The sequence below is a fragment of the Mesorhizobium sp. ORS 3428 genome (assembly GCF_001854785.1).
In the GTDB taxonomy this organism is placed as follows: domain Bacteria; phylum Pseudomonadota; class Alphaproteobacteria; order Rhizobiales; family Rhizobiaceae; genus Mesorhizobium.
Genome location: NZ_MDFL01000122.1, coordinates 1 through 26,713, shown reverse-complemented (window position 1 = coordinate 26,713; position 26,713 = coordinate 1). Strand labels below are relative to the sequence as shown.

The following is a 26,713-nucleotide window of genomic DNA, read 5'->3' as shown; positions in this document are numbered from 1 at the left end:
TCAGGCCAGCTCGAACCGCTCCACGGCGCGCATGATGCCGCGCAACTCGGCGAGACCCTTGAGCCGGCCTATCAGCGAATAGCCGGGATTGATCCTGGTCTTGCCGATGTCGTCGGCAAGCAGGTGACCGTGGTCCGGGCGCATCGGAATGCGCCAATCGGCCCTGCCCTCCTTCCGACGGCGCGCCTCCTCCTTCATCAGCGCCAGGATGACTTCGGCCATGTCGGTCGAGCCTTCCAGATGCTCCGCCTCGAAGAAGGAACCATCCTTTTCGCGCGTCACGTTGCGCAGATGCGCGAAATGGATTCTTGGCGCGAATTCCTCGATCATCGCGACCAGGTCGTTGTCGGCGCGAACGCCGTAGGAGCCGGTGCAGAAGGTCAGGCCGTTCGCCGGACTGTCGACCGTCGCCAGTATGAAGCGCGCGTCGTCCGCGGTGGAGACCACCCGCGGCAGCCCATAGAGCGAGAAGGGCGGGTCGTCGGGATGGATGCACATGCGCGCCCCGACCTCCTCGGCCGCGGGGATGATTTCCTTCAGGAACCAGGCGAGGTTGGCGCGCAGTTCCGCCGAGCCGATCGCCGCATAGTCGGCCAGCGCCTCGCGCATCGTTTCGCGATTGTAGGTGCGTTCGGTCGCCGGCAGGCCGGCGATCAGGTTGCGCTCGATTCTGTCGATGTCTTCGCTGCTCAAAGTCTTTAGCCGCGCTTCTGCTTCCTTCAGGCGTTCCGGACTGTAGCTTGCCTCAGCATCCCGGCGCTTGAGGACAAAGACGTCATAGGCCGCGAAGTCGATCGCATCGAACCGCAGTGCGTAGCCGGTGGTCGGCAGCCGGTACATGAGATCGGTGCGGCTCCAGTCAACGACCGGCATGAAATTGTAGCAGATGGTGGAGATACCGGCCTTGGCCAAAGCCCGGATCGTGTCCCTGTACGAGCCGGCATAGCGCTCGCGCTCGGACGAGCCGATCTTGATCGAGTTGTGGACGGGAATGCTCTCCACAACCGACCAGGTCAGCCCTGCCGCCTCGATGATACGCTTGCGTTCGAGGATGGCRTCGAGCGGCCAGGCGCTGCCGTCATAGATGTTGTGCAGCGCCGTCACGATGCCCGTCGCGCCGGCCTGTTTGATGTGATCGAGCGTGACCGGATCGTTCGGGCCGTACCAGCGCCAGCATTGTTCCATGACTGCCTCTCAAAGCATGTTTTCCGAAAGCGGGAGCCGGTTTCGGGACAAGGACATGCGCAAAATCGAAACCTGAAGTGCACCAAGCGAATCTGAAAGATCGCGATCCGCTTCAGTGCGGTTGCGATCGACCATATTGTCGGATGACAATGCCCGTCAAATCGGGTGATTGCGACAGGCTTGCAGCTTCCGATGAACCACATTCGGCGCGCGGACGTTGGCCTTCCGGCGAAGCGCTTTTCTCGGCCACATTGCAGGAGTTTTCCATGAACGATTTTGACGGCAAGGTTGCCCTGGTGACGGGAACGACCGGGATCGGCCAGGCGACGGCCCGCCGTCTTGCCGACGGCGGGGCCGCGATCATCGCCTTGGGCATTGACGTGAGCGCCAATGCGGTGCTGCAGGCCGAGCTCAATCGCTCGGGCGCGGCCGCGCTGGTGCTCACCACGGACGTCTCGGTGCCGGACCAGGTGGAGAAGGCGATCGCCGCCGGCGTCGAAAAATTCGGCGGACTGGACGTCATCGTCAACTCGGCCGCCGTCCACCCTTATGGCACGGCGACCAGCACGGATTTCGAGACCTGGAACCGGGCGATGTCCGTGAACGTCGGCGCGATCTATCTGACCGCRCATTTCGGCATTCCGGAGATGATCAAGCGCGGCGGCGGCGCAATCGTCAACGTGGCTTCCGTGCAGGGCCATGCCTGCCAGCAAAATGTCGCCGCCTATGCCACCACCAAGGGCGCCATCCACACGCTGACGCGCTCGCTGGCGCTCGACTATGCGCGCCAGGGCATCCGGGTGAATTCGGTCAGCCCTGGATCGGTCCGCACCCCGATCCTCGAACGCGCAGCGCGCGGCGACGACCCGAACGCCGATATCGAGGCGGCCTTCAAGCGCTTCGGCGAAGCTCATCCGATCGGCCGCATCGGCGAGCCGGAAGAAGTGGCAGAGCTCATCGCCTTCCTCTGTTCCTCCAAGGCGAGCTTCTGCACCGGCGCGGACTATAAGATAGATGGCGGCCTGACGGCGGGCATCGGGGTCAAATAGCGAGCCGGGGGCGTTGTTGCGTCAGCATGGTCGCTGCCCTGGCCTCACTTGCAGCGGCGCGCGCGAACCGTCTATCGTGCGGCTCGGAACCGTCGGCCAAGTATTCCGACGGCAGATTGAGTGACCAAACAGATTTCAGGGACGGATGAAGTAGCGCATAGCCAATGGCCGACAAAACGCAATTCGGACTGACTGCCCTCGACACAGTACCCCTGCATGAGAAAGTCTATCTGGAACTGGTGCGGGCGCTGATGTCGGGCCAGCTCCAGYCCGGCCAGAAGCTGACCTCGCGCAAGCTTGCCAAGGAGCTCGGCACCAGCGACATGCCGGTGCGCAGCGCCTTCATGCGGCTGCAGGCGCTCAGGGCGCTGAGCCCGATGCCGAACGGCAGCGTCGAGGTGCCGACGATATCGGCCGATCGTTTCCAGCAGCTGACCGCCGTGCGGACGATCCTGGAAGGCACAGCGACCGAACTCGCCACCAAGCTTATCAACGGCAACAATCTGCGCGCCATCCGCCGTCATTGCACCGAGCTCACCCAGGCTGCCCGCAGCGGCGACATCGACGACTATCTGCGCAAGAACCACGACTTCAAATTCTCGATCTACCGCCACTGCGGCAACGAGCAGATGATCTTCCTAATCGAGACGGTGTGGATGCAGGTGGGGCCTTTCCTGAGGAACCTGCGCATCGGCTTCGAAGACGACCTCGCCGGCATCCTCGAAATCGACTACCACGAGGAAGTCGTCGCGGCGATCGAGGCCGGCGACGGCGAGCGGGCGCGTACGGCAATAGTGCGCGACATCGACGAAGGCGCTGCGCACATTCTCAAACAGATCAAGTTCCCGGAGCTGCGGCAGTAAGCATTGGCGAGCCTTTGCGGCTCGCCTCCTCTGTTACGTCGGCGAGTGGCGAAATCGCCGATGACGGCCAATCTCCCACCATGTTGGGAAGATGTCCGGCAGGACATAGGCGGGCGCTGTTCCGCCGGCATCTCATAGGTTCTGCCGCAGCTCGTCCAATAAACCGAATGCCGCTTGGCTTTCGCTCGGTCGCCAGCTATATTGCGATCGCAGATCGCAGAAACGGTCCCGAAATGCCGCCCGATATCCCGGTTAGTGAATTGAAAAAATGAAGGAACTCCGCCTGGAAACAACCAGGTCGGCCTTCATAAACTCACAAACTGAAAAATGGGATATCGTAGCCGAAACGGCTACAGCACCTCCAAAAAGCCAGGGGCTGGAAATTGGGCGATGCAATTGCGGACGTTTTAAACTGGCTTGAAAGCAGGAGCGACATCCAGAGCCTGAGGGCCGCAGTGTGCGACCTGAACGGCATCATGCGCGGCAAGCGCATCCCGGTCGAGCAGGCGCGCAAGGCGCTCGAAGGCAAGCTGCGCATGCCTTATTCGCTGATCGGGCTCGACATCTGGGGCGAGGACATCGAAGGCAACGCGCAGGTCTTTTCGAACGGCGACGCCGACGGGCTTTGCCACTGGACCGGACGCGGCATCCTCCCGGTCAACTGGACGGCGCACCCAACGGCGTTGCTCCCGCTCTGGCTGGCGGACGAAGCCGGCGCGCCCTATCTAGGCGACCCGCGCCGTGCGCTTGCCCGCATCCTCGATCGCTATGCCGCGCTTGGCCTGACGCCGGTCACCGCCACCGAGCTTGAATTCTACCTCGTCGACCCGACGTCGCAGCGGCCGGTTGGGCCAGTCTCGCCTGTGACCGGGCGTCGCCTCGATTCCGATGCGGCGCTTTCGATCGACGAGATCGACGATTTCGAGGCCTTCATCCACGACGTCTACGAAGCCTGCCGCATGCAGGGAATCCCGGTTGACACCGCGATCGCCGAGAACGGCGTCGGCCAGTTCGAGATCAATCTCAACCACGTCCCCGATGCCTTGCGCGCCGCTGACGACGCCGTGCTCTTCAAGCGTACCGTCAAGGGCATCGCTCGCAAGCACGGCTTTGCCGCCTGCTTCATGGCCAAGCCCTATGGCGAGCGCGCCGGCAACGGCTTTCATGTCCATTTCAGCGTGCTCGATAAGCACGGCCGCAACATCTTCGACGACGGCAGCGACCAGGGCTCCGGCACCATGCGCCACGCGGTCGGCGGCCTRCTTGCCGCTATGGCCGAAAGCACGCTGGTGTTCGCGCCGCATTTCAATTCCTACCGCCGGCTGCGCCCGCGCTCCTATGCGCCCACAGCCGTCGCCTGGGGTTATGAAAACCGCATGGTGGCGATCCGCATTCCGGGCGGCCCGTCGGCCGCACGCCGCATCGAGCATCGCGTCTCCGGCGCCGACGCCAATCCCTATCTGGTGCTGGCGGCGATCCTGGGCGCCGCGCTGATGGGCATCGAAAAAGAGCTCTCGCCCGGCGAGCCGACCGGCGGCGAAGGACAGGGGCTGCAACTCGCGAAGCTGCCGCCCGACTGGGCCTCGGCCATCGCCGCGTTCGAAACCGGAAAACGTGTCGCCGAAATCTTCCCGGCGGTGCTGCGCGATGCCTTCGTCGCCTGCAAGCGCCAGGAGCTCAACACCTTCGCGCTCAATGTCAGCGACTTCGAGATCGAGACCTATCTCGAAAGCGTCTAGAGCAATTCCAGGAAAACTGTGCAGCGGTTTTCCAACCGGAATTGCGTGAAACCAAAGAGATAGAGGGTTCGCCGTTTCCGTGAAACGGTGAACTGCTCTAGCCCTTGAACCGAGGCTCCGGCAGGCCTGGCACCTCAACCTCCACGGCCAGTAGCGAGCCCGCCATTGGCTGGCTGGCCAATGCCTCTGCGTTCAGATCCCAGATGGCTGAGGTCACGAACAGCGTCTTGAGATCCGGGCYGCCGAACATGCAGCTCGTCGGCTTCTGGACCGGCAGCTCGACGATGCGGTCGATAGATCCGTCCGGTGCGTATCTCACCAGGCGCCAGCCATCCCACTCAGCATTCCACAGATAGCCTTCGGCATCGATGGTGGAGCCGTCCGGGGAGCCGGGGGCCTTCGTCGAGGCGAATAGGCGCTTGCGCGAAACCGCGCCAGCCTCCCGGTCGAAGTCGTAGGCATAGATCGCGCGATCCATCGTATCGGCGAAATAGAAGGTCTTCTCGTCGGGACTCCAGACCAGCGAGTTGGAAATTCCGATCCCGGTCTCGACCTGCGTGATCGTCAGGTCCGCATCGACCCGGTAGAGTGCGCCCGTATGCTCGCTCAACCGGTCGTCCATCGAGCCGACCCAGAAACGTCCCTGCCGGTCGCACTTGCCTTCGTTGAAGCGGTTGCGCGCGATATGGGCTTCCGGCTTGGCTATCCAGTCTATGCGGCCCGTCGCGGGATCGAAGAAGGCCAACCCGCTTGCCAGCGCGCAGATCAGCCCGCCCTTCTCGCGCAAGGCGAAGGAGCAGATCCGCTCCGGGAACGACCACTCGTCGACCTTGCCCGAGGCATGGTCGAGCCGGCGGAGCCTGCGGCCCTCGATGTCGACCCAGTAGAGCGCCTGCTCCGCGACGTCCCAGACGGGCACTTCGCCGAGCTTATCCCTCGATGCATACACCTCACGCACCGCAACCATGACCTCTACCTCCCCGATGACATGCGCCTCAGCCAACGGCTCGCACCGGCGCGGGACGCCTTTCCGCGCAATGCGAAGAAACACACCGCCGCGAGCGTCAGCGCACCGGTCCAGATGTATTGCCAATAGGCCGAGACATGCAGCTGATTGAGCACGTTCTGGATGAGCATGACGAGCAGCGCGCCGAGGAATGTGCCGGACGCCGTGCCCGATCCGCCGAAGATCGGCGTGCCGCCCACCACCACCGACGTCACTGAGGCCAGAGTGAAGGCCGAACCCGCCTGCGGATCGCCCGAGCCGATGCGCGCCGCGACAATGAGACCGGCCAGCGAAGCGGCGAGCCCGCTGAAGGCATAGGCCGCGATGCGCACCCGGCCGGGCGAGATGCCGACGACTTTTGCCGCCTCGGGACTGGCGCCGGTGGCGTAGAGGCGGGCGCCGATGCGCCCCCTCAGCAGAATGAGCTCGAAGGCAAGCGCGAAGAAGATCGCTGCCAGGAACACAAGCGGCAGATAACCCCAGCGAGCAAGGATCGCAGCGCTGAGACCGGCGTCGAACCCTCCGCCCGGCGCCGGGCGCACGATCAGGGCAAGGCCCTGTACGATCGAGAATGTCGCCAGCGTGGCGACCAGATCGGGTATCCTGAGCTTCTCGATGATGAGGCCGTTGGCGATGCCGATCACAAACCCCGTCGTCAGGCAGGCGGCAAGGCCGAGCGGAACGGGCAGACCCGACCCTGGCGCCAGCAGATGTGAGGCGATGGCCGTRACCAGGCTGATCACGGGGCCGACGGTCAAGTCGATGCCGCCCAGCARGATGACCGCGAGTTGCCCGAGCGCCGCGATGATCAGCGGCGCGGCCTGGCTGGCGATCGACGCGAAGTTGCGGGGCGTCAAGAAATAGGGCGTGGCGAACCCCGTGCCGAAAATGAGAACGACGACAAGCGCCGTGAGAAGCAGGCTCGGCGCGTAGCGCGTGAGCATCGGTCGTGCGACAGGCCGCCGCCGAGCCGGCAACGCTGTCGTTATTCCCGCACCTGCGCCACGCGTGAAGCCGGCGACCAGCCGCTCCTCGGTCGCTTCGGCGGCTGGCAGCTGATCGACGATATGGCCTTCCGAGAACACCAGGATACGGTCAGAAAGATTGATGAGCTCGATCAGGTCGGCCGAGACAACGACCACGCCCGCGCCTTGGGCAGCGAGCTGCCGGATGAGCCGGTAGAGTTCCAGCTTCGTCGCGACATCGACGCCTTGCGTCGGCTCGTCGAAGATGAAGACGCGTGGCGAGGACAGGAACCAGCGCGCGAACACCACCTTCTGCTGGTTGCCGCCGGAGAGCGTGAAGACCGGCTGCTCGATGGACGGCGCCTTCACCGCGAGGCGTGTCGTCTGCTCCCTGACCGCGTCGCGCTCGTCGGCCGCGTCGAGCATGCCCTTGCGTGCGAAGCGCGCGATTTCCGGCAGAGCAACGTTCTCCCGGATAGTGTGCGGGAGAAACAGGCTCTCCGCGTGGCGGTCGGCCGGAACATAGACGACGCCAGCGGCGATCGCCTCGGCTGGCGACGTGGGCGCGTACGGCTTGCCGTCCAGCGCCATATCGGAGCCGGTCCCGCCCAATCCGAACAGGGCACGCGCCACGGCCTGCTGCCCGCCTCCCTGAACACCGGCAAGGCCGAGGATTTCGCCCCTCCTGAYGACGAAATCGAGCTCGGGCGCCCCGCCGTCGACGCGCAGCGCCTGCACCGTCAGCAGCGGCTCACCGACCGTTTCGGCGCGTGCGGGATAGACGAGGTCGACCGAACGGCCGACCATCATCGCGACCAGGCTGTCGGGCGACGTCTCGGCGATCGGAACGGTGCCGACCACCTCGCCGTCCTTCATCACGGTAACGCGGTCGGCGAGCGCCATGATCTCGGGCAGGCGGTGCGAGATGAAGACGATTCCCCTGCCCTCGGCTCGGAGCCGCTTCAGCAGGGCAAAGAGCTCTTCCGTCTCGGACGCGGTGAGCGCCGAGGTCGGCTCGTCGAGGATGAGGATGCGGGCTTTCCGCGAAAGGGCGCGCGCGATCTCGACCTGCTGCCGCTCGGCCCGGGAAAGGTCACCCGCGGGCCGACGCAGATCGACCTCCGAGCCGATGCCGGCAAGCATCGACTTGGCTTCCTGGCGCAGCCTACGCTGGTCCACCAGCAGGCGCCCGGGCTCACGCCCGAGCGCGATATTAGCTGCAGCGTCCAGCGTCGGCACCAGGCGCGTGTCCTGGTAGACCATCGCAATCCCGAGGTCGAAGCTGTCGGCCGGGGATTCGATCCTCGCCTCCCGCCCGTCGACGAAAATCCTGCCCTCGTCCGGCGCATGCGCGCCGGCAATGACGCGCATGAGGGTGGACTTTCCGGCGCCGTTCTCGCCGACCAGGGCGTGGATCTCGCCCGGCCGGACATCGAAAGAGACTCCCTTCAGCGCATGGACCCCGGAAAACCTCTTATGGACGCCGGAAACCGCAAGCAGCACCTCGGTCACGAATTGCCTACCCTACGACTTGAAGATGACGCGCAGGTCTGCGTCGCTGAGCGAGGTGTCGGCAAACACGCCGTCCGGCAGGTCCGCCCGCAGGTATTTCTCGTAGTTCGCCGCGGTGATCAGCGACGGCGTCAGGATCTGCTGCTTGGCGACCTCCTGGCCCTTCAGCAGGCTGACCGCGGCGCGCAGCGCGAAGATGCCCTGCCAGGTCGGCTCCGACATCAGGCCAATATCGAACTTCGGCTGCTTCGGCTTCTCGGCCTTGTAGAGCTTGAGCAGCCCGTTGTAGTCGTCGCCCGTGACGGGCACGAGCGGCTTGCCGGCGGCGAGCAAGGCCTTCATGGCGCCCGCAGCGTTCTGGCCGCCATCGCACCAGACGCCGTCGATCTCAGGATAGGCGGCGATGAGGTCGGCCATGACGACCTTGGCCTTGTCCTCCTCCCAGAACGCGTCCTTGAACGTCAGCACCTCGATGCCAGGCCCGAACGCCTTCTGCGCGCCTTCCCAGCCGGCCGCCGTGTAGGAATTGCCGGGCAAGCCGCCGAGCGCAACGATCTTGCCCTTGCCGCCGAGCGCGTCGTTGAGCCACTTGCCGAGCGCCTGGCCCTTCTTCGACGGATCAGTGCCGACAAAGGTGCTCCAGCCCTCGCCATCGACCGGCAGGTTGAACGGCACGGTGACAACGCCTTCGTCGGTGGCGCTCTTCAGTGCCGGCGCGACCGCCGACCCGGAATTGGYGATCACCAGAATCGCGTCTACCTGCTGGTTGACCAGGGTTTCGATGTCGTTGACCTGCTTGTTGATGTCTCCCTGCCCGTCGACCACGATGAATTCCTTGATGTCGGGCGTCTTCTTGGCCTCAGCCTGCAGCGCCGCGATCGCCATGGCGCGCCAGGAATTGCCCGAAAAACCGTTGGAAAAGCCGATGCGGTAAGGGCCGGGCTTGGCGGTGCCTTTCACCATCGCGCCGACCGGCGAAAGCTGCGCGCCTTCCTGGGCGAATGCCCGCGTGCCCAGCGCCATGCCCGCGGCCAGTCCCGCCGCGCCACGCAAGACGGCGCGACGGCTTAAGGATGAATGGATGATTGTCTTCATGGTGCTTTCCTCCGTTTCTGACGGCCTCGGCTCAGCGGGCCGGGCTTGTTGAGCGCGACTGGGACAGCGCGCGATAGGCAAGGACGCTGACCAGGATCAGCAGGCCCTGGACGACGAACTGCGTTCCGCTCGAAACGCGAATGATGTTGGTGAGGCTGGAGAGCTCGGTGATGAAGACGGCGCCGCCCATGGTGGCGAGCACGTTGCCGGCGCCTCCCGTCAGCACCGCGCCGCCGACCACGACGGCGGCCACCGAGGTCAGCATGAACTGGCTGCCGATACCGAGCGAGGGCGAGCCCGTATATGCGGTGAGCAGCAGCCCGCCGAGCGCCGCCGTCAGCGCCGACAGCATGTAGGCCGAGAGGCTTATCTTCAGCGTCGACACGCCCATCATCGCCGCGGCGCGCGGATTGGCGCCGGTGGCATAGAGCCGCCTGCCCCAGACCGTCTTGCGGGTCATCACCAACAGCGCCAGCGTCAGCGCGATCCAGAACAGGGTGGGCACGGGCATGCCGAGCAACGCGCCATTGCCAAGCCACTGGAACGAGGCCGGCGTACCGCCCGACGGAGCTCCACCGGTGTAGACAAGCGCGGCACCGAACAGGATCGAGTTCATTCCCAAGGTCGCGATCAGCGGCGTGATGCCGAGGGCGGCGACCAGCAGGCCGTTGACCGCGCCGGCGGCAAGCGCGAGCGCGACGGTCATCCCGACGGCCAGCGGAATGTTCTCGCTGAGACCGGCCATCAGGCTGGCGGYGACGATGTTGGTCAGCGTGACGATGCCGGCTTGGGAAAGATCGATGCCGCCGGTCAGAACCACGATCGTCTGCCCCGCGGCGATGACGCCGAGGAAGGACGCGACCTGCAGGATATTGACGACCTGCGCGGTGCTGAACATCRCCGGCTGCAAGATGCCCGACACAACATAGAGGCCGACCACCGCCACCCAGACGGCGCCGAAGCTGGTCAGGATCTGGAGGGTGCGCTGGAACGACACGGCTACTCTCCCGACCGCGCCCGCTGACGCTCCTGCACGATGACCGCCAGGATCAGCAGCGCGCCCTTGGCGAGCAGTTGGTAGAAGGTCGGCACGCTGGTCAGGATCATGCCGTTGTTGAGGACGCCGATGATCAGCACCCCTAACATGGCGCCGACGATCGTGCCCTTGCCGCCCTGCAGCGCGCAGCCGCCGAGGATCGCGGCGGTGATGGCCTCGAGCTCCAGCCCCTGACTGCCGGATGCCGGCTGTCCCGACATGGTGCGGCTGGCGAGCACGAGGCCCGCTACCGCGGCGGCGAAGCCGCTCATCGCATAGATCGAGATCTGGTAGCGGCGGATCGGGATGCCGGCGAGCCGCGCCACGGTCGGATTGCCGCCGAGCGCGTAGATGTTCCTGCCGACGACCGTCTCACGGGTGAAGACGATGAACGCCGCCATCGCGGCGATCAGCAGCCAGATGGCGAAAGGCAGGCCAAACAGCGTGCCGATGCCGAGCGCCCGCAGACTGTCGCCGGTGATCGGGATCGAGTTGCCGTTGTTCATCAGATAGGCGAGGCCGCGGAAGGCCGACATGGTGCCCAGCGTCGCGATCACTGCATTGACCGGGCCGTAGACGATGATCAGCCCGTTGACCGCGCCCGCCACCAGGCCGGCGAGCAGCCCGGCAAGGATGYCGGCCGGGATCGAGCCGGTTTCCTGGGCGGCGACGGCGAGCACCATGGTGCTCAGGCCCACGATCGAACCGACCGAGATGTCGAGTCCGCCCGACACGATGACGACAGTCTGCGCCATGGCGAGAATGCCGAGGATGGTGACCGCGAGCCCGATATTGATCAGGTTGCGCGGGGTGAAGAAGACGTCGGGCCTGAGCGCACCGAAGATCGCCACAAGCACGGCCAGCGCGATCAGCAGGCTGATGTTCTGCGCGCCGATGCGGCCAAACAAGGTCGCCGGCGCACGCTCGCGGCCGGCGGTCGCGGTATCGGTCACGATACTCTCCTTTCGATTGTCTCTTTGCCCGAGCGCATGGCCAGCGCCAGCACCGCCTCTTCATTCGCCTCCTGCCACGGAAGCTCGCCGCTGATGCGTCCGCTCTGCATCACCAGCACGCGGTCGGCGAGGCCGAGCAGTTCCGGCATCTCCGAGGAGATGAGCAGGATGGCGAGGCCCTGGTCGGCCAGGCTTTCGATGAGTCTGTAGATCTCGGCCTTGGCGCCGACATCGATGCCGCGCGTCGGCTCGTCGAGGATGAGCATGGCCGGCCCCCGCGCCTGCCAGCGCGCGAACACGACCTTCTGCTGGTTGCCGCCCGAAAGCTTGCCCACCGCCTGCTCGATAGACGGCGTCTTGACCCGGAGTTCGGCGACGTGACGTGCGACCAGCGCGCGCTCGCGCCTGCGGCTGAAGAAGCCGTAGCGCGACACCTTGTCGGGTACCACGAGGCTGACATTGTCGCGCACCGCCTGCATCAGAAGCAGCGCTTCCTGCTTGCGGTCCTCCGGCACCAGCCCGATGCCCGCGGCCACCGCATCGGCTGGCTCGCGCGGTCTGTAAGGCCTGCCCCCGACCGACATCCGCCCGGAGAGCAGCGGATCGAGGCCGACGATGGCGCGCGCGACTTCCGTCCGCCCCGCTCCGACCAGGCCGCCCAGGCCGACGATCTCGCCCGCCCTCACCTCGAAGCTGATCCCCTCGACGCGGCGTGTCGTGACGCCCTCGAGCGCCAGCCGGACAGGTCCGAGCGTGCGTTCCCTGCGGTTGAACAGGTCGCTCACCGGCCTGCCGACCATCAGCCGCACCATGCGCTGCTCGTCGAGCGCGGCGATCGGCTCGTCGGCGACGCGGCTGCCGTCGCGCATCACCACGCAGCGGTCGGCGAGGTCGATGATCTCGCGCAGGCGGTGCGAGATATAGATCAGCGCGACGCCGTCTGCCTTGAGGCGCCGAATGACGCGGAACAGCCGCTGCGCCTCGTCCTCGGTCAGGGACGAGGTCGGCTCGTCGAAGGCAAGCAGCCGTGCGCCCGGCCGCAGCGCCCGCATGATCTCGATGAGTTGCCGAAGCGCCGGGCTGAGACCATGGCAGCGCTGCCCGGGCGAAAGCACGTCGACGACTCCGAAGGTGCCGAGCAGCTCGAGGCTGCGGCGCTCCAGGTCCGCGCGATCGAGAAAAAGCCCGCCGCGCGCCTTGATGTCGCCGATGAATATGTTCTCTGCCACCGTCAGTTCCGGGATGATCTCCGGCTCCTGATGGATGACCCGGATGCCCGACCCATGCGCCACGCGCGGCGAAGTAAGCTGCACCGGCTGCCCGTCGACCAGCACCCGTCCGGAATCGGGGCGGTGCTCGCCTTCGAGGACGCGCATCAGCGTCGACTTGCCGGCGCCGTTTTCGCCGATCAGGGCGGTGATCTCGCCGGCATTGAAGACGACGGAGACGTCGCGCAGCGCCTGCACGGCGCCGAAACGCTTGCTGACGTTCTCGACGGAAACGACGGGCGCGGTCATTGGCGGGCGGCTCCGCAAGAAGCCGCCCGCCGCGAGGCCGGAAGAATGGCTAGGATTTGCAACCGAGCGTATCCTTGAACTTGGCGAAGTTCTCGCCGTTGATCAGGGTGGCGTCCTGGAAATAATCCTTCTGCATCTCCTTGCCGGTGGCCTGGTCGTAGAGCGCCTGGATCGCCGCGGCGCCATGCTTGGYGCTGTCCAGCCACATCGTGCCGCGGAAGCCCGTCGGCTTGCCGGCGCCGAAGGCCTCACAGGAGCGGGAGCCGTCGATGCCGATGCCGATGACGTTCTCCGGCTTCATGCCGGCATTCTCGGTAGCACGCACGCCGCCGAGCACGCCGTCGTCGTTGCAGGAGAAGAAGATCCACTTCTCGGCGTCCGGGTTGGCGGTCAGCGTCGTCGACACAACGTCGATCGAGTTGACCATGGTGTTGTCATAGGGGATCGAGATGATGCGCGACTTGATCTCCGGGATCGCCGCGACGAGCGCCTCCTCCGCGCCCTTGTTGCGGCGCATGCAAGTGTCGGCCTTCTGGTCCTCGATCGAGCCGACGCGCACCTTGGAGAGGTCCTTATCCCAACCCTCGGCCTTGGCGATGCGGGCGATCTCGGTGCCGACCTGCTTGCCGATATTGAGCGCGTTCATGCCGACATAGGCGACCGGCGTGCCGTCGGCGAAGGCGATGTCGTCATCCACGGCGATCAGGCCGATCTTGGCGGCCTTCGCCTTGTCGGCGACGACCGGGCCGAGCGAGCGGTCCGGCACCACCACGGCGATGCCCTTGACGCCATCGCCGACATAGGTGTCGAAGGTGGTGACGGCGAGGTTGGCGTCGAACTGCACGTCCTGGACCAACAGGTCGATGCCGAGTTCGGCGGCTTTATCCTTGGCGCCCTTCACCTCGCGCACGAACCAGGGATGGTCGCCCATCTTGTTGATATAGCCGAACTTCATCTTGTCCTGCGCGCCGGCGCCGTGGACCGTCAGCGCGACGGCGGCAGTCGCCGCAACCGCAAGGCATGCCTTGATCATGCTTTTCATGGTTTCCTCCTCCTCGCTCCCGGCCGGCGGGAGTCTTGTTGCTTGAAGATGTTTCCCGGCGACCGGCCGCCGGCGCGAAAACCTCATTCGTGGTAGAGAACCGAGCGYCCGCCATCGATGACGATGCAGGCCGCATTGAYGAACGGCGCCTCGTCGGAGCCGAGGAAGACGGCGGTCATCGCCACCTCCTCCGGCCGGCCGATGCGGCGCGGCGGGTGCAGGTCGTAGGTGCGCTGGCGCTCTGCCTGCGGATCGGGAAAGGTGTTCCAGTAGTCGACAGCGATCTGCGTCTCGATGTAGCCCGGCGCAATCGCGTTCACGCGCACACCCTCGGCCGCGTATTGGATGCCGAGCGAGCGCACCAGGCCGAGCAGTCCGTGCTTGGCGACAGGATAGGGAAAGGTCGACGGGATGATCGTGAAGGAATGACAGGACGCAATGGCGACGATCGAGCCTTGCCTCTGAGCCCGCATTGCCGGCAGCACTGCGCGCGCGGAATGCCAGACGCCGTCGAGGTCGACGGCAAAGCAGCGCCGCCATTCTTCCTCGCTGGTTTCCAGCGGTTCGTGGAAGACGTTGATGCCGGCATTGGCGACCAGCACGTCGATGCGGCCGAAGGCGCCAAGCGTCTGTTCGGCCATCGCTTCGCAGGAATTTCTGTCGGCGACGTCGGCCTCCACGAACAGCGCCCGCGCGCCGCTATCGACCAGCGACGCGGCAACGCTCTTTCCCGTCGCCGCATCCTTTTCCGCCACGACGATCGCCGCGCCCTCGGCGGCCATGGCGCGCGCCGTCGCCTCGCCGATACCGCGACCGGCGCCGGTGATGATCGCCACCTTATCCTTGAGACGCCCGGCCATTGTCACCAGTCCACGATGGTGCCGTCGGCAAGGACGGCATTGGTGGTGTGCATGACCTCCGGCCGGTAGGGATGCCGGTCGGCGACCGCCTCGTCGACCTCGACGCCGAGCCCCGGCGCGTCCGGGACCTGCCAGCAGCCGTCGATCATGCGGATCGGCCCTTTCACCACCTCGAAATACCAGGGCACCGCGCCAACCATCTCTTCCTGGATCAGGTGGTTTGGCGTGGAGACCGCGAAATGCAGCGCAGCCGCGCCCGCGATCGGGCCGAGCGGATTGTGCGGCGCGACGCCGACGGACACCGCTTCGGCCATGGCTGCGATCTTCTTTGCCTCGAGCAGGCCGCCGCAGTGGCAGATGTCCGGCTGCACGATATCGACCGCCCGTGCCCGAAAGAGATCGTCGAATTCGGGTCGGTCGATCAGCCGCTCGCCGGTGGCGATCGGCACGCGCGACTTGCCGGCGAGCTGCGCCAGCGCGCCGGTTTCGCCCGGCGGCAGCGGCTCCTCGACAAACATCGGCCGGTGTGGCGCGAGCACGTCGATATAGGCGAGCGCGGTTGAAGCCGAAGCGGGACGCCCGTGGAAGTCCACCATGATCTCGACTTCCGGCCCGACCGTCTTGCGCAGCGCCTCCATGAGCCGTCCGACCTTGTCGACCTCGGCGAGCGGCGCGTGATAGTGGCTGTAGGGAATGAAAACGGCCTTCAGCGCGCGGTAGCCTCTGGCCACCACCTCGGAGGCGCGCTGCACCAGCGGCTCGGCGTCGAGCGTCTCATAGACCGCGCGCATGTCGCCGAGGCCGAGATGCGTGTAGACCTTGACCCGGTCGCGCACCTTGCCGCCGAGCAGCCGCCAGACCGGCTGATCAAGCCATTTGCCAAAAATGTCCCAAAGCGCCAGCTCGATGCCGGAGACCGCCGACATGCCGATGACGCCCAGCCGCCAGAACGAGTGCTTCTTGAGGATGCGCACGGCCTGCTCGATGTCGCGCGGATCGCGGCCGATCAGAAGCGGCGCCAGGTCGTTGACGGCGCCGACGACGGCCTGGGTCTTCCATTCCAGCGTCGCCTCGCCCCAGCCGTAGAGACCGGGCTGGTCGGTCTCGATACGCACGAACACCCAGTTGCGCATTTCCGCGTTCACGACGCGCGTGGTGATCGCCACAATTCTCAAGCGCAACTCCTCCCAAGGCACTTAGATCATATGAAACTCAATTATCATATGATCTAAAATGCCGTCAAGGCGAGACGTCAGGCTTTGGCGTGAAGATCGTCGGCGGCGATGTCGAGCAGCCTGTTCATGGCGGCGCGGGCGCCGGCGGTGTCGCGAATGCGGATTGCCTCCAGCACCGCGGCATGCGCCGACAGCGCGCGCGACTGCGCCTCCATCAATGGGTTGGTGACCAGGAACGTGGCGCGCAGCGCGGCTTCCAGCATGCCGACCAGCCCCTTAAGCACGACATTATGGCTGGCCGCGATGACGCCCTTGTGGAACGCAAGATCGGCCTGGYAGACCGCGTTGAGATCGTTGGGGATATTGTCGCGCATGCCAACCATGGCACGCTCGATTTCGGCAAGATCGGCCGCGGTGGCGCGTCTGGCAGCCAGTTCCGCAGCCGCGGGCTCAAAGATCCTGCGCGCTTCCAGCAGGCCGGAAACCAGCTCTTCGTCGTCCTGGATCGCAGGATGCCAGCCGAGCACCACCGGATCGAGCAGCCGCCAGTGGTCGCGCGGCAGCACCCGCACGCCGGCGCGCCRCCTCGCCTCGACGAGGCCCTTCGCCGACAGCACCTTGACCRCTTCCCGGACCGAGGTGCGGCTGACGCCCAGCATGGCGCAGAGCTCGTCCTCCCGCGGCAGGGCGTCGCCCGGAGCGTACTCSCCGCCGAGGATGCGGGTGCCCAGCACGCTGACGACGGCGTTGTGCACGCTCGCCCCGCTTTGGTCGACCGCAGGCATCCAGCCGAGAGCATCCGAAGGAATGATGGTTTCCACGCAAATCCTCTCCCATCAGAGCACGTCGTTGCAACTGTTGTATGAAAGGCTAGGTCTTATGTAAATCACCTATTCATATGATCTATAGCCATTGAGCGATTGCAGAAGCTGCCCGCGCTGTTGAGAAGGGTCTGGCGCTGCGGCACGCGTTGCCTCATCGTATTCGGACCGTATAGCCCTTTGGCCGCCAGGCGAGACCCTGATGCTGATCGAAACGAAGCTGCAGCCGCCCCATCTGCGCGACGCCCTCGTTCATAGGCCGCGTCTGCTGCGAATTCTCGACACCGCGGCGGCAGGTAAGCTGACGGTGGTGACTTCCCCCGCCGGCTTCGGCAAATCGACGCTGCTCTCGCAATGGGCGGCGGCTATCTCGAACGGCAACGGAGAAGTTGCCTGGCTATCGATCGACAGGCTGGACAACGACCTTGCACGCTTCCTCAAATATCTTGCCGCCGCGCTCCACCGCGTCGACCCGGCCGTCGCCGGCAACGCCGAATCTCTGATCGACTCCAGCCCGGTGACGCCGGTCGATTCCATCCTCACCGGCATCATCAATCAGCTTTCGCGCCGCACCGCGCCGATCTACCTCGTCCTCGACGACGCCCACCTCATCGTCTCCAGCGAAATTGCCGCATTCCTGAACATGCTGGTCGCCTACGCGCCCCCGGCGCTGCACGTCGTGTTGGCAAYGCGAGGCGAATTGCCGCTCGAGCTCGCCAACATGAAGATGAAGGGGCATGTCGTCAGCCTTGGCGACAGCGACCTGCGCTTCTCGCTCGAGGAGACCGAGGAGTATCTCGGCAATGTCTGCGGCCTCGACCTCGCCGTCTCGGCCGTGGTGGCACTGCACCACAAGACGGAAGGCTGGCCGGCCGGCCTGCAACTTGCAGCTCTGGCCTTGGCGCGTGAGGAATCGAAAGAGTCCTTCATCRCCGAATTCTCCGGCAGCCAGCGCGACGTGGCGATGTTCCTGACCCACGACGTCCTGGCGCGCCAGGCGCCGGAGATCCAGGACTTCCTGCTCAGAACCTCGATCCTCGATCGTTTCTGCCTGGGCCTTGTCGAGGCGGTCTGTCCCGATCATGACGGCGCTGCCGCACTGGCCACGATAGAGCAATCGAACCTGTTCCTGATCGCCCTTGATTCCTCCGGCCAGTGGTTCCGCTACCACCACCTGTTCTCCGAATTCCTGCGCAACCGGCTCGATGCCTGGGCGCCCGAGGCCCGCCGGAACCTGCATCGTTCCGCAGCCGCCTGGCTGGCGGCCAGGGGCCATGTCTCGGACGCGGTAGACCACGCGCTTGCCAGCGGCGACGCCGACCACGCGGCGCGGCTGGTCGAGGAATGCGCCATGCCGCTTACCATGCAGGGCCACATACCGAGGCTAACGGAGTGGCTGAACCAGCTTCCCGACGATCTTATCGCCGCCCGGCCGCGTCTGCTCCTGGCGCGCGTCTGGGCGCAGTTCCATATGAGCCGGCCACGCCAGGCGGTTCGCATCCTTAAACAGGCCAAAATCCTGGTCGGTCAGCTTTCCGACCGCGGCGCGATCGACCGCGCCACGATCCGCTCGCTCAAGGCCGAGCTGCAGACGCTGACGGCCGGCGTCATCAGCGCCACCGACCGCTCCCGCACCGCGACCCGCGTCGCTTCGCGCTGGCTGGCGGATTTTCCGGAGGACGAGCCTTTCGCGCGCGGCACGCTCGCCAACATCTGCGCCTTCAGCCATTATTCGCTGGGCGAGTTGGACGCCGCGCGGCTGCGCAGCCTCGCCGCGCGCGATCATCATGCAGTCGCCAATTCCGTCTTCGGCATCGTCTATTGCGACCTCCTGCTCGGGCTGGTCGAGATTTCCGCCGGAAACCTCGCCGAGGCGCATCAACTGCTCGACCGCGCCTGCCGGCTGGCTCGCGAGCGTCTGGGGCCAGGCTCCTACACGGAGGCGATGACAGCTATCTTCCAGGTCGAGCTGGCCTATGAATGGAACGATCTGCAGGGCGCCGAGCGCATCCTGCATCAGCACCGTCAGATCATCGAGGAATGCGGGCTGGTCGTGCATGAGATGGCCTGCAAGCTGCACCTCGCCCGGCTCGCCGCCGCGCATGGGCGRCACGACGAGGCCATCGTCTTTCTTGAGCGCGCCGAACGGCTGGGCATCGAGAAGCGTTACCGGCGGCTGACGGCCGCCGCGCTGAACGAGCGGGTCCGATTGCTGCTGGCGCGCGGCGACGTGCGTGCAGCGCGTCTGGCGCTCCGCTCGCGCGGCATCGAGCCCGCGGTTGAAACCCGGCCGGCGCCCATTCACCCGCTCGACGAATACGCCCATATCGGCGCCGCGCGCGTGCTGATCGCCGAAGGCCACCCGGCGAAAGCCATCGCCGCCCTCGACCGCATCGCCGAGCGGATGCGCCGCGACGGACGCCTGCGCGGCTTCATGCAGGTCCGTGCGCTGGTCGCGATCGCCGCTCACGCCGCCGGCGAAACGCTGCTGGCGCTGGCAGCGGCGGTCGACGTCGTCACCCTGGCATTGCCCCAGAACGCCATGCGTTCGTTGATCGACGAGGGCCTTCCGATGCGCGAGGTGCTCGAATTCGCCCGCGCGCGAATCCCGGCATGGTCGCGCAGCGCCGGCACCGCCACCTTCGTTGACACTCTGCTGAGCGAATTGAACAGGAGCGTGCCGGAGCGCGCCCGCCCGATGGCAATCGCCATGACACCTAGGAAGCGCATGCTGAGCAGCAAGGAAACTGACGTCGCCGCCCTGCTCATGCGTGCCTATACCAACCGCCAGTTGGCCGAGACGCTGTCCATGGCGCCCGACACGGTGAAGTGGCATCTGAAGAATATTTTCGGCAAGCTCGGCGTCTCCAGCCGGACCGAAGCGGTCCTCAAGCTCAAGGAAATCGGGCTCGACAGTGCCAACGAGCGCCATGTGGCTGGATAGCCACCCATATGGGTGGGGTCAAAAAACCCACCCATTACCCGAAGGTGTCGGGACAGCGCTAATATGACGCGCAATCATCCAGCCGAGATACGCTGGGTGGAGCCGCATGGCGACGGGTTTCGTTTTCCACGAACTTTATCTTTGGCACAATACCTGGAACTGGGCCCAAGTGTTCCCGCCGAGCCTGACGGTTCAGCCCGGCACCCACGCAGAAAATCCCGAGACCAAGCGACGCCTGCGCAATCTCCTGGAAGTGAGCGGYATCCTCGACCATCTGGTCGCGATCAAGCCCAGGCGCGCAACCGTCGAGGAACTGTCGCGAGTTCACACGCCCGCCCATATTGCCAGGATCCGGGAGATCAGCGACCGCGGCTATGGCGACGCCAGCACGCTGACGCCGCTCGGCGCCGGCAGCTACGAAATCGCGCTTCTGGCCGCGGGCGGCGCGATCAAGGCCATGGAAGCCGTCATCACCGGTGAGGTCGACAACGCCTATGCGCTGATCCGCCCGCCGGGCCACCACGCCACCGCCGATGTCGGCATGGGTTTCTGCCTGTTCTCGAATGCCGCGATAGCGATCCGGCATGCGCAGAAACTGCTCGGCCTCACCCGCATCGCAACGGTCGACTGGGATGTACATCACGGCAACGGCACGCAGTCGGTCTTCTATGACGATCCGAGCGTGCTTACGATTTCGCTCCATCAGGACAATCTGTTTCCAGCGAATTCCGGCGCGATCGCCGAGAATGGCGAGGGCAAAGGCAAGGGCTTCAACATCAACGTGCCTTTGCCGCCGGGATCGGGACCGGGCGCCTACGCTGCGGCCTTCGAGCGCGTGGTGATCCCGGCGCTGATGCGCTTCAAGCCGGAACTGATCGTCGTGCCTTCGGGATTCGATGCCTCCGGCGTCGATCCGATGGGACRCATGCTTATGAATTCCAGCGGCTATCGCAGGTTGGCGCGCATGCTGCTCGACGCTGCGCGCGGGCTATGCGGCGGCCGCCTGGTGATGACGCATGAGGGCGGCTACTCCGAAATGTACGTGCCCTATTGCGGTCTCGCCGTGATCGAGGAGCTTTGCGGCCATCGCACCGGCGTCGAGGACCCGTGGGATCAGTTGATGGGACAGTGGGGTGGAATGGCGGCGCAACCGCATCAGACGGCAATAATCGACCAGGCAGCCGAACTGGTGAAAAACATAAACTAAAAGGGGAATCGAAAATGAAGCGCAATACAAAGCTAACGACACCGAATGTCATTGCCGRCTCCCGCCGCAACTTTCTGATCAAGGGCGGCCTTGCCACGGCGGCGACGCTGACCGGCATGCCGGCCATGCTGCTTTCGATGAACAACGAGGCGCGCGCCGAAGGCGATCCGATCCCGGTCGGCCAGTGCGGTCCGACCACCGACTTCGCAGCGCCCGACGGCATCGAGTTCAAGAACGGCCTGACGCTCGCTTGCGAGGAGATCAACGCGCTGGGAGGCATCCTCGGCCGCCCGCTGGAGCCGTTCTTCGAAGACACCGCGCAGATGGGCGATGCCACCAACGTGCAGGCGGCCCAGCGCCTGGTCGACAGGCACGCCGTGCATGCGATCCTCAACGGCTACAATATCGGCTCGGGCGCCGCGATCCAGGAGGTCGCCGCCGACAACGGCATCATCTATGTCCACTACGACACTACGATCGGACACAACAATCTGGTGAAGTCTAATCCCGACCGCTACTGGGGCTCCTTCCAGGGCGACCCCGCCGAATACTGGTACGGTCCCGGTTTCCTGAAATTCTTGCAGGCGCTGGAGGAAAACGGCGAGTGGAAACGCCAGAACAACAAGATGGCGGTGATCCTTTCGGCCGGTGTCTACGCCTCCAACATCGCCAATGCCGTCAAGGAACAGGCGAAGAGCTACGGCTGGGAGATCAGCCTGTTCGAGACCGTCAGCGTGCCGGCCTCGGAATGGGGACCGACGCTGGCCAAGATCCGCCAGGACCCGCCGGCGGTGATCTGCATCACCCATTTCCTGCCCGCAGATCTCGGACAGTTCGCGCTGCAGTTCGCATCGAACCCGACGCCGAGCCTGATCTACATGCAGTACGGGCCGTCGATCCCGGCCTTCCGCGACATTGCCAAGCAGGCCGCCAACGGCATCATCTATGCCACCGTCGTCGGCGCGCTGCAGGACGAGATCGGCACCGCCTTCGAGAAGCGCTACAAGCAAAAGTTCGGCCCGAACGCCGGCCACAATTCCGGCGCCCAGCCTTATGACGGCGCCTATGTCTAGGCGACCGCAGCGGCACTTGCCGGCGGCACCGGCGAGCCCGGCAACAACGATCAGAACCGCAAGGTTGCGGCCAGGATGAGCTCGATGATATGGCGCGGCGTGACCGGCACGACCCGTTTCATGCCGCTCGAGAACGCTGCCTTCACCTATCCGACGCAAGTCAACGATTCATCGCTCGGCATGCCGCATCAGTTCCTGCAGATCCAGGACTACACCAAGGGTCCCGGCCTGATCGCGCCGGCGCCTTACGGCACGGCCAAATTCATGCTGCCGCCATGGATCAAGGCCTAACCGCATGACGGGAGACGCCGCCGCGACGCCATTGCTGTCGTGCAGGCATGTCGGTAAGTCCTTCGGCGCGCTCGCGGCGGTCCGCGATCTGTCCTTCGATGTCGGGGCGGGAGAAATCCTCGGCATCGGYGGGCCGAACGGGGCCGGCAAGACGACGCTGTTCGAGGTGATCTCCGGGCTGAACCCGGCGACCACCGGCACCATCCTGCTGGACGGCCAGGACATCACCGGACTCGCGCCCGAGCAGATCTGCCACGCCGGCATCGCCCGCACCTTTCAGCTCAACGCCGGGTTCGACAGCATGACGGCGCGGGAGAACGTGCTGGTCGGCGCCTATTTCGGACAAAGCAACCGGGCCGTACCGACGCTGCGCGCCGGTCGGGCAGCGCATGAGGCCGCCGATGACGCGCTCGATATGCTCGGCATCGCGGACCGCGCCGGCGTGGTGACCGGCAAGCTGCCGGTGCTCGACCGCAAGCTGCTGATGATRGCGAGCGCCATGGCGACAAAACCGAGGCTCCTGTTGATGGACGAACCGGTCGGCGGACTTACCGCACGCGAGGTCGATCGCGTCATGGAGGCTGTGCGCGCCATGAAGGCCTCTGGCGTCACCATTATACTGATCGAGCATGTGATGCGCTTCCTGGTGCGCCTGTCGGACCGCATCATGATCATGCATCACGGCGAAAAGATCTTCGAAGGTTTTCCGGCGAACCTTCTCAACGACCGCACGGTTGTCGATGTCTATCTTGGCCAAGGCGCTTCCGAGCGCCTGCGCTCCTTCATGGAGGCCGATCGTGGCTGAGACGGCGCTCGAAATCGTCGATGCCAGCGCCGGCTATGCTGGCCGCATCGTGCTCGATGCTGTCCGCCTGTCGGCAAAAAAGGGCGAGCTGACTGCCATCGTCGGTCCCAACGGCCACGGCAAGACGACGCTGCTCAAGGCGATCTCCGGCCTTATCCCGGTGACGTCGGGGGAAATCCGCCTGGGCGGCGCCCGCATCGACCACCTGCGTCCCGACCGGATCGTCGAACGCGGTGTGATCCACGTGCCGCAGGGCGACCTCTTGTTTCCGGCAATGACCGTCCACGAGWACCTGTTGATGGGCGCCTACGCCAACAGCCGCGGGCTCGCTGAGCGGCTCGACTTCGTCTTCACGCTGCTGCCCAAGCTGAAGGAGCGGCGGAACCAGACCGCCGGGACCCTTTCCGGYGGCGAGCGCCGCATGTGCGGTATCGGGCGCGGCCTGATGGCCGGCGGCGAGGTGCTGATGCTGGACGAGCCGTCGCTTGGTCTAGCCCCGATCGTCATCGAGCAGATTTACGAGGTGATCTTCGACCTCAGGCGAGAGGGCCGCACCATCCTTCTGGTCGAGGAGAATGCCGAGCGCATCGCCGAGCATGCCGACATCATCCATCTGCTGGACACTGGCCGCATCGTCTGGTCGGGCCTCGGCGCCGAACTGATGGCGCGCGCCGAAATCGTCGAAACCTATCTCGGAGTGTGAGCGATGGATGTCCTGATCCAGATCGTCGCTTCCGGCCTGACGCTAGGCGCCATGTACGCCGTCGCCACCATCGGCCTCTCGCTGGTCTACGGCTCGCTCAACATGCTCAACATGGCGCACGGCGCCATCCTGACGCTTGGCGGCTATATCTGCTACGCGGCGATCGTTCATGCCGGCCTGCATCCGGCGCTCGCGCTTCTCGGCGCCGCGCTGATCTGTGCCGCAGTCGGATTGCTGATCTATTTCGGCGCGGCGCTGCCGCTGCTCAGGGCCGAGAATTTCGAAACCAATATCTTCATCGCCACGATCGGCATCGGCAGCGTGATCGAGAACCTGATGCTGAAGGGTTTTGGGCCCTATCCGATCCCGCAGCCGCTCGCCGTCGACGGCCAGGTCGTCATCGGCAATGTGCATATTCCGTTGCAGAACCTCTTCATCCTCGCCGTCGCGATCGTGCTGATGGTGGCGATGGCGATCCTCCTGCAGCGGACCGGCGCCGGCCGCGCCATTCGCGCCACCTCGATGAACCGCGAGGCGGCGCAGCTTATGGGGGTCAGGGTCGGCCGGGTCTATGCGCAGGTGCTGGCGCTCTCCGGCGCGCTCGCGGCCATCTCCGGCATCATGATCAGCTCGATCGCCACGCTGACACCGGTGATGGGCGGCGATCCGATGTTGAAGGCCTTCATCGTCTGCGTCGTCGCCGGGCTCGGCAATGTCTATGGCGCCGTGGTCGCGGCAATCGCGCTCGGCCTGCTCGAAGCCGCCACTCAATATGTCTTCGGCGTGCGCTGGAGCTTCGCCACCCTGCTGCTTCTCGTCATCCTCGTGCTCATCTGGCGGCCCTAYGGCCTGTTCGGCAAACAGCAGGTGGTGCGTCTATGACAGCCATCCGTCGCGACATACTGATCGGCCTCGCCTGCCTGGTCATCGCCATTGCGGTGCCGATCGTCATGCCCGGGCGCTACATCATCACCCAGTCGACGCTGTTCTTCATCTGGGCGATCGTCGTCGTGCAATGGAACCTCGTGCTCGGCATCGGCGGCATCTTCTCGCTGGCGCAGATGGCGCTGTTTGCTACCGGCGCCTATGCTACCGCGATGCTTGGCTTCTACTGGAAGGCGCCGATGCTCGTCGCCATACCGATGGCCGGCCTGGTCACCGTGGCGGTCGGCATGCTGATCGGCCTCGCCTGCCTGCGCCTGCGCGGCCCCTACGTGGCACTGCTGACGCTGGCGATCGCGCAGGTCATGTATGTGCTGATCGTCAACGACACCGACTGCTTCACCACCACCGGCGGCTGCATGCCGCTATTCGGCGGCGTGCGCGGCATTGGCCAGTTCGGCGATATCGGGCTGCGCACGCTGTTCCCGTCCAAATGGTACGTCGCGCACTATTATGTTGGGCTCGTCCTGCTGGTGGTCGCCGTCGCGATTTCGATCGTCGTCATCAGGGGACCGCTCGGACTTGCCTTCCGCGCGCTGCGCGACAATCYGGGCTACGCCATGTCGCGCGGCATCAGCCGCTTCAAGTACCAGCTCTGGATCTTTGCGGTCTCGGCCTTCTTCACCGGCATCGCCGGCGGTTTCTACGCTGTTCATYTCCGCGTGGTCGGTCCGACGGTGTTTTCGTTCTCGCTGCTCCTGTTCCTGATCGCCATGATCGTCATAGGCGRCCTCGGATCGATCTGGGGTCCTCTGCTCGGCGCCGCCGTGCTGATGCTGGCCGACGAAGGCATGCGGGARTTGTCCGACTACCGAAACATCGGCCTTGGGCTCTTGCTTGCCGTCTTCGTCATCGCCTGGCCGAACGGGCTGAACGGCTGGCTGCAGCRCAAGCCCGCCCAGCCGCGATAGGAGCGGCTCGTTCAGCCATGAGGCCAAGCTGAGCGCGGTCGGTCAGCGGGCGGCCCACACCAGTCCGCGGCGCAGGATCGTCCGCATCTCAGGTACTTCGWATTCCTTGGCCACATGGCCGAGCGACGAGTAAAACACCCGTCCGTTGCCGTGCCGGCGCTTCCAAGACCACCGGCATGACCACGCCGTCGATCCATGGCRCATGCTCGCCCGAGAAGGTGGTTGCCAGCACCTCGTTCGAGGGATCGACATGCATGTAATACTGCTCCGAGCGGTAGGCGACGGCAGATATTGTCTCTGCATACGTAAGCAAGAACTCCGTTCCTATTACCGGGCTGCCTGAACTGATCGCGCCGATTCATTCGTCGCTGTCAGGCATCGGCCATCCGACAGTGGCCGATGAGCCGAAGTGAGAGCCGGCGGTTAATCCCAAGCGGTCGGTGTTCCCGGACTACATCATCTGCTTGGAGGACGGGAAGAAGTTCAAATCGCTGAAGCGCCACCTCGATGTGCACGGGCTGACGCCCGATGAGTATCGGGAGAAGTGGGATTGAAGTCGGACTACCCGATGGTGGCGCCTAACTACGCAGCCCAACGGTCATCGCTGGCGAAGTCGATGGGTCGGCGGCGAGAAGTTTGACTGAATCCGCCTCTGCCTGGCAGACGTCTCATGATGCCCTTCCGTGGCCGCATGCTGTTTGCCAGCCTCCTGTGGATATACCCCCTTTGGCGGCGGAGCGCCGCCCTTTGCTTCAGCTAAAGCCCCAGATAGCCTGACGCTTATCGGCTTTGAAGGTGCCGAAGGYGGCGGCCATTGTGGGCTATCAGTGGCGGCTTGCCGGTCCCGCTTCACACCGACTAGCTCGGCGAAGTCTGGCGGCCAACGGATGGCGGGCGGAAGAGATTGAGAACAGCCGAAGCCGGCTGATCGAGCTCACTGCGGACAATCTGGTTGAAGGTGCTTCTACCGCGCCCGATCTGAGACTGCGTCATTGATGACGCAGTCCGCCCAACACTGG

The 26,713-nt window shown here is 65.1% G+C and carries 22 protein-coding genes and 2 pseudogenes; 12 read left to right on the top strand and 12 right to left on the bottom strand.

All coding sequences use genetic code 11. From position 1 onward, the window contains the following. Positions 1 to 1,185: a mannonate dehydratase gene (uxuA, locus tag ORS3428_RS17830; RefSeq protein WP_071099612.1), complete on the bottom strand. Its 1,185-nt coding sequence runs from the start codon at positions 1,183 to 1,185 to the stop codon at positions 1 to 3. A gap of 266 nt (positions 1,186 to 1,451) precedes the next feature. Between uxuA and ORS3428_RS17825 the strand changes: the two genes are divergently transcribed. The 3 genes from ORS3428_RS17825 (at position 1,452) to ORS3428_RS17815 (ending at position 4,836) form a co-directional block, all read left to right on the top strand. Continuing rightward, a complete protein-coding gene (locus tag ORS3428_RS17825) occupies positions 1,452 to 2,234 on the top strand; it encodes an SDR family NAD(P)-dependent oxidoreductase (RefSeq protein WP_071099676.1) in 783 nt (260 codons plus the stop codon). A 164-nt stretch (positions 2,235 to 2,398) separates the two neighbouring features. Further along, positions 2,399 to 3,097 carry a GntR family transcriptional regulator gene (locus ORS3428_RS17820; RefSeq protein WP_071099611.1) on the top strand — a complete coding sequence of 233 codons (699 nt, stop codon included), beginning with the start codon at positions 2,399 to 2,401 and terminating at the stop codon, positions 3,095 to 3,097. Between the two features lie 383 nt (positions 3,098 to 3,480). Then, positions 3,481 to 4,836, top strand: coding sequence for a glutamine synthetase family protein (locus ORS3428_RS17815; protein ID WP_071099610.1), 1,356 nt, complete (start codon positions 3,481 to 3,483; stop codon positions 4,834 to 4,836). 97 nt (positions 4,837 to 4,933) lie between these two features. Here the strand turns inward: ORS3428_RS17815 and ORS3428_RS17810 are convergent, their stop codons facing one another. The 10 genes from ORS3428_RS17810 to ORS3428_RS17765 all read right to left on the bottom strand — a co-directional run bounded on the left by ORS3428_RS17810 (position 4,934) and on the right by ORS3428_RS17765 (position 16,818). Further along, a complete protein-coding gene (locus ORS3428_RS17810) occupies positions 4,934 to 5,803 on the bottom strand; it encodes an SMP-30/gluconolactonase/LRE family protein (protein ID WP_071099675.1) in 870 nt (289 codons plus the stop codon). Positions 5,804 to 5,808: 5 nt separating this feature from the next. Further along, positions 5,809 to 8,319, bottom strand: a complete 2,511-nt coding sequence (locus tag ORS3428_RS17805; RefSeq protein ID WP_071099609.1) for an ATP-binding cassette domain-containing protein — start codon at positions 8,317 to 8,319, stop codon at positions 5,809 to 5,811. 12 nt (positions 8,320 to 8,331) lie between these two features. Continuing rightward, positions 8,332 to 9,414 (bottom strand): ABC transporter substrate-binding protein, encoded by a 1,083-nt coding sequence (locus ORS3428_RS17800; RefSeq protein WP_083355185.1) that lies wholly within the window; start codon positions 9,412 to 9,414, stop codon positions 8,332 to 8,334. Positions 9,415 to 9,445: 31 nt separating this feature from the next. Continuing rightward, positions 9,446 to 10,411: an ABC transporter permease gene (locus ORS3428_RS17795; RefSeq protein WP_071099607.1), complete on the bottom strand. Its 966-nt coding sequence runs from the start codon at positions 10,409 to 10,411 to the stop codon at positions 9,446 to 9,448. A gap of 2 nt (positions 10,412 to 10,413) precedes the next feature. Then, positions 10,414 to 11,403 (bottom strand): ABC transporter permease, encoded by a 990-nt coding sequence (locus ORS3428_RS17790; RefSeq protein WP_083355184.1) that lies wholly within the window; start codon positions 11,401 to 11,403, stop codon positions 10,414 to 10,416. Continuing rightward, complete coding sequence (locus ORS3428_RS17785; protein WP_071099606.1) at positions 11,400 to 12,920, bottom strand: sugar ABC transporter ATP-binding protein; 1,521 nt, start codon at positions 12,918 to 12,920, stop codon at positions 11,400 to 11,402. The genes ORS3428_RS17790 and ORS3428_RS17785 overlap by 4 nt, the downstream gene beginning before the upstream one ends. 49 nt (positions 12,921 to 12,969) lie before the next feature. Beyond that, a complete protein-coding gene (locus tag ORS3428_RS17780; RefSeq protein WP_083355188.1) occupies positions 12,970 to 13,962 on the bottom strand; it encodes a substrate-binding domain-containing protein in 993 nt (330 codons plus the stop codon). Positions 13,963 to 14,045: 83 nt separating this feature from the next. Continuing rightward, complete coding sequence (locus ORS3428_RS17775) at positions 14,046 to 14,822, bottom strand: SDR family oxidoreductase (protein WP_071099604.1); 777 nt, start codon at positions 14,820 to 14,822, stop codon at positions 14,046 to 14,048. Between the two features lie 2 nt (positions 14,823 to 14,824). Further along, positions 14,825 to 15,988: a galactonate dehydratase gene (dgoD, locus tag ORS3428_RS17770; protein WP_244508020.1), complete on the bottom strand. Its 1,164-nt coding sequence runs from the start codon at positions 15,986 to 15,988 to the stop codon at positions 14,825 to 14,827. An 86-nt stretch (positions 15,989 to 16,074) separates the two neighbouring features. Then, complete coding sequence (locus ORS3428_RS17765) at positions 16,075 to 16,818, bottom strand: FadR/GntR family transcriptional regulator (protein WP_083355183.1); 744 nt, start codon at positions 16,816 to 16,818, stop codon at positions 16,075 to 16,077. Positions 16,819 to 17,020: 202 nt separating this feature from the next. Between ORS3428_RS17765 and ORS3428_RS17760 the strand changes: the two genes are divergently transcribed. The 8 genes from ORS3428_RS17760 (at position 17,021) to ORS3428_RS17730 (ending at position 25,694) form a co-directional block, all read left to right on the top strand. After that, on the top strand, positions 17,021 to 19,762 hold the full coding sequence (locus ORS3428_RS17760; protein WP_071099602.1) for a LuxR C-terminal-related transcriptional regulator: 2,742 nt from the start codon (positions 17,021 to 17,023) through the stop codon (positions 19,760 to 19,762). A gap of 106 nt (positions 19,763 to 19,868) precedes the next feature. Beyond that, positions 19,869 to 20,969: a class II histone deacetylase gene (locus ORS3428_RS17755; RefSeq protein ID WP_071099601.1), complete on the top strand. Its 1,101-nt coding sequence runs from the start codon at positions 19,869 to 19,871 to the stop codon at positions 20,967 to 20,969. Positions 20,970 to 20,983: 14 nt separating this feature from the next. Then, positions 20,984 to 22,042, top strand: coding sequence for an ABC transporter substrate-binding protein (locus ORS3428_RS17750; protein ID WP_201788328.1), 1,059 nt, complete (start codon positions 20,984 to 20,986; stop codon positions 22,040 to 22,042). Between the two features lie 75 nt (positions 22,043 to 22,117). Further along, positions 22,118 to 22,333 (top strand): hypothetical protein, encoded by a 216-nt coding sequence (locus tag ORS3428_RS33675; RefSeq protein WP_210185692.1) that lies wholly within the window; start codon positions 22,118 to 22,120, stop codon positions 22,331 to 22,333. A 4-nt stretch (positions 22,334 to 22,337) separates the two neighbouring features. Further along, positions 22,338 to 23,138, top strand: a complete 801-nt coding sequence (locus tag ORS3428_RS17745; protein ID WP_071099600.1) for an ABC transporter ATP-binding protein — start codon at positions 22,338 to 22,340, stop codon at positions 23,136 to 23,138. Then, the gene (locus ORS3428_RS17740) at positions 23,131 to 23,841 is read left to right on the top strand and encodes an ABC transporter ATP-binding protein (protein ID WP_071099599.1); all 711 of its coding nucleotides are present in this window, start codon (positions 23,131 to 23,133) and stop codon (positions 23,839 to 23,841) included. Before ORS3428_RS17745 ends, ORS3428_RS17740 begins: the two co-directional genes overlap by 8 nt. Positions 23,842 to 23,844: 3 nt before the next feature. Further along, complete coding sequence (locus tag ORS3428_RS17735; RefSeq protein ID WP_071099598.1) at positions 23,845 to 24,723, top strand: branched-chain amino acid ABC transporter permease; 879 nt, start codon at positions 23,845 to 23,847, stop codon at positions 24,721 to 24,723. Further along, entirely contained in the window at positions 24,720 to 25,694 is a 975-nt protein-coding gene (locus ORS3428_RS17730; protein ID WP_071099597.1) for a branched-chain amino acid ABC transporter permease, read from the top strand. The genes ORS3428_RS17735 and ORS3428_RS17730 overlap by 4 nt, the downstream gene beginning before the upstream one ends. 42 nt (positions 25,695 to 25,736) lie before the next feature. On the opposite strand, the pseudogene ORS3428_RS31585 reads toward ORS3428_RS17730, so the two are convergent. After that, positions 25,737 to 25,992: pseudogene (locus tag ORS3428_RS31585) on the bottom strand (ThuA domain-containing protein); the annotation flags it as partial. Here ORS3428_RS31585 and ORS3428_RS17725 point away from each other — a divergent pair. Then, positions 25,985 to 26,334: pseudogene (locus tag ORS3428_RS17725) on the top strand (MucR family transcriptional regulator). The pseudogenes ORS3428_RS31585 and ORS3428_RS17725 sit on opposite strands and share 8 nt — an antisense overlap. Positions 26,335 to 26,713: the final 379 nt, after the last annotated feature.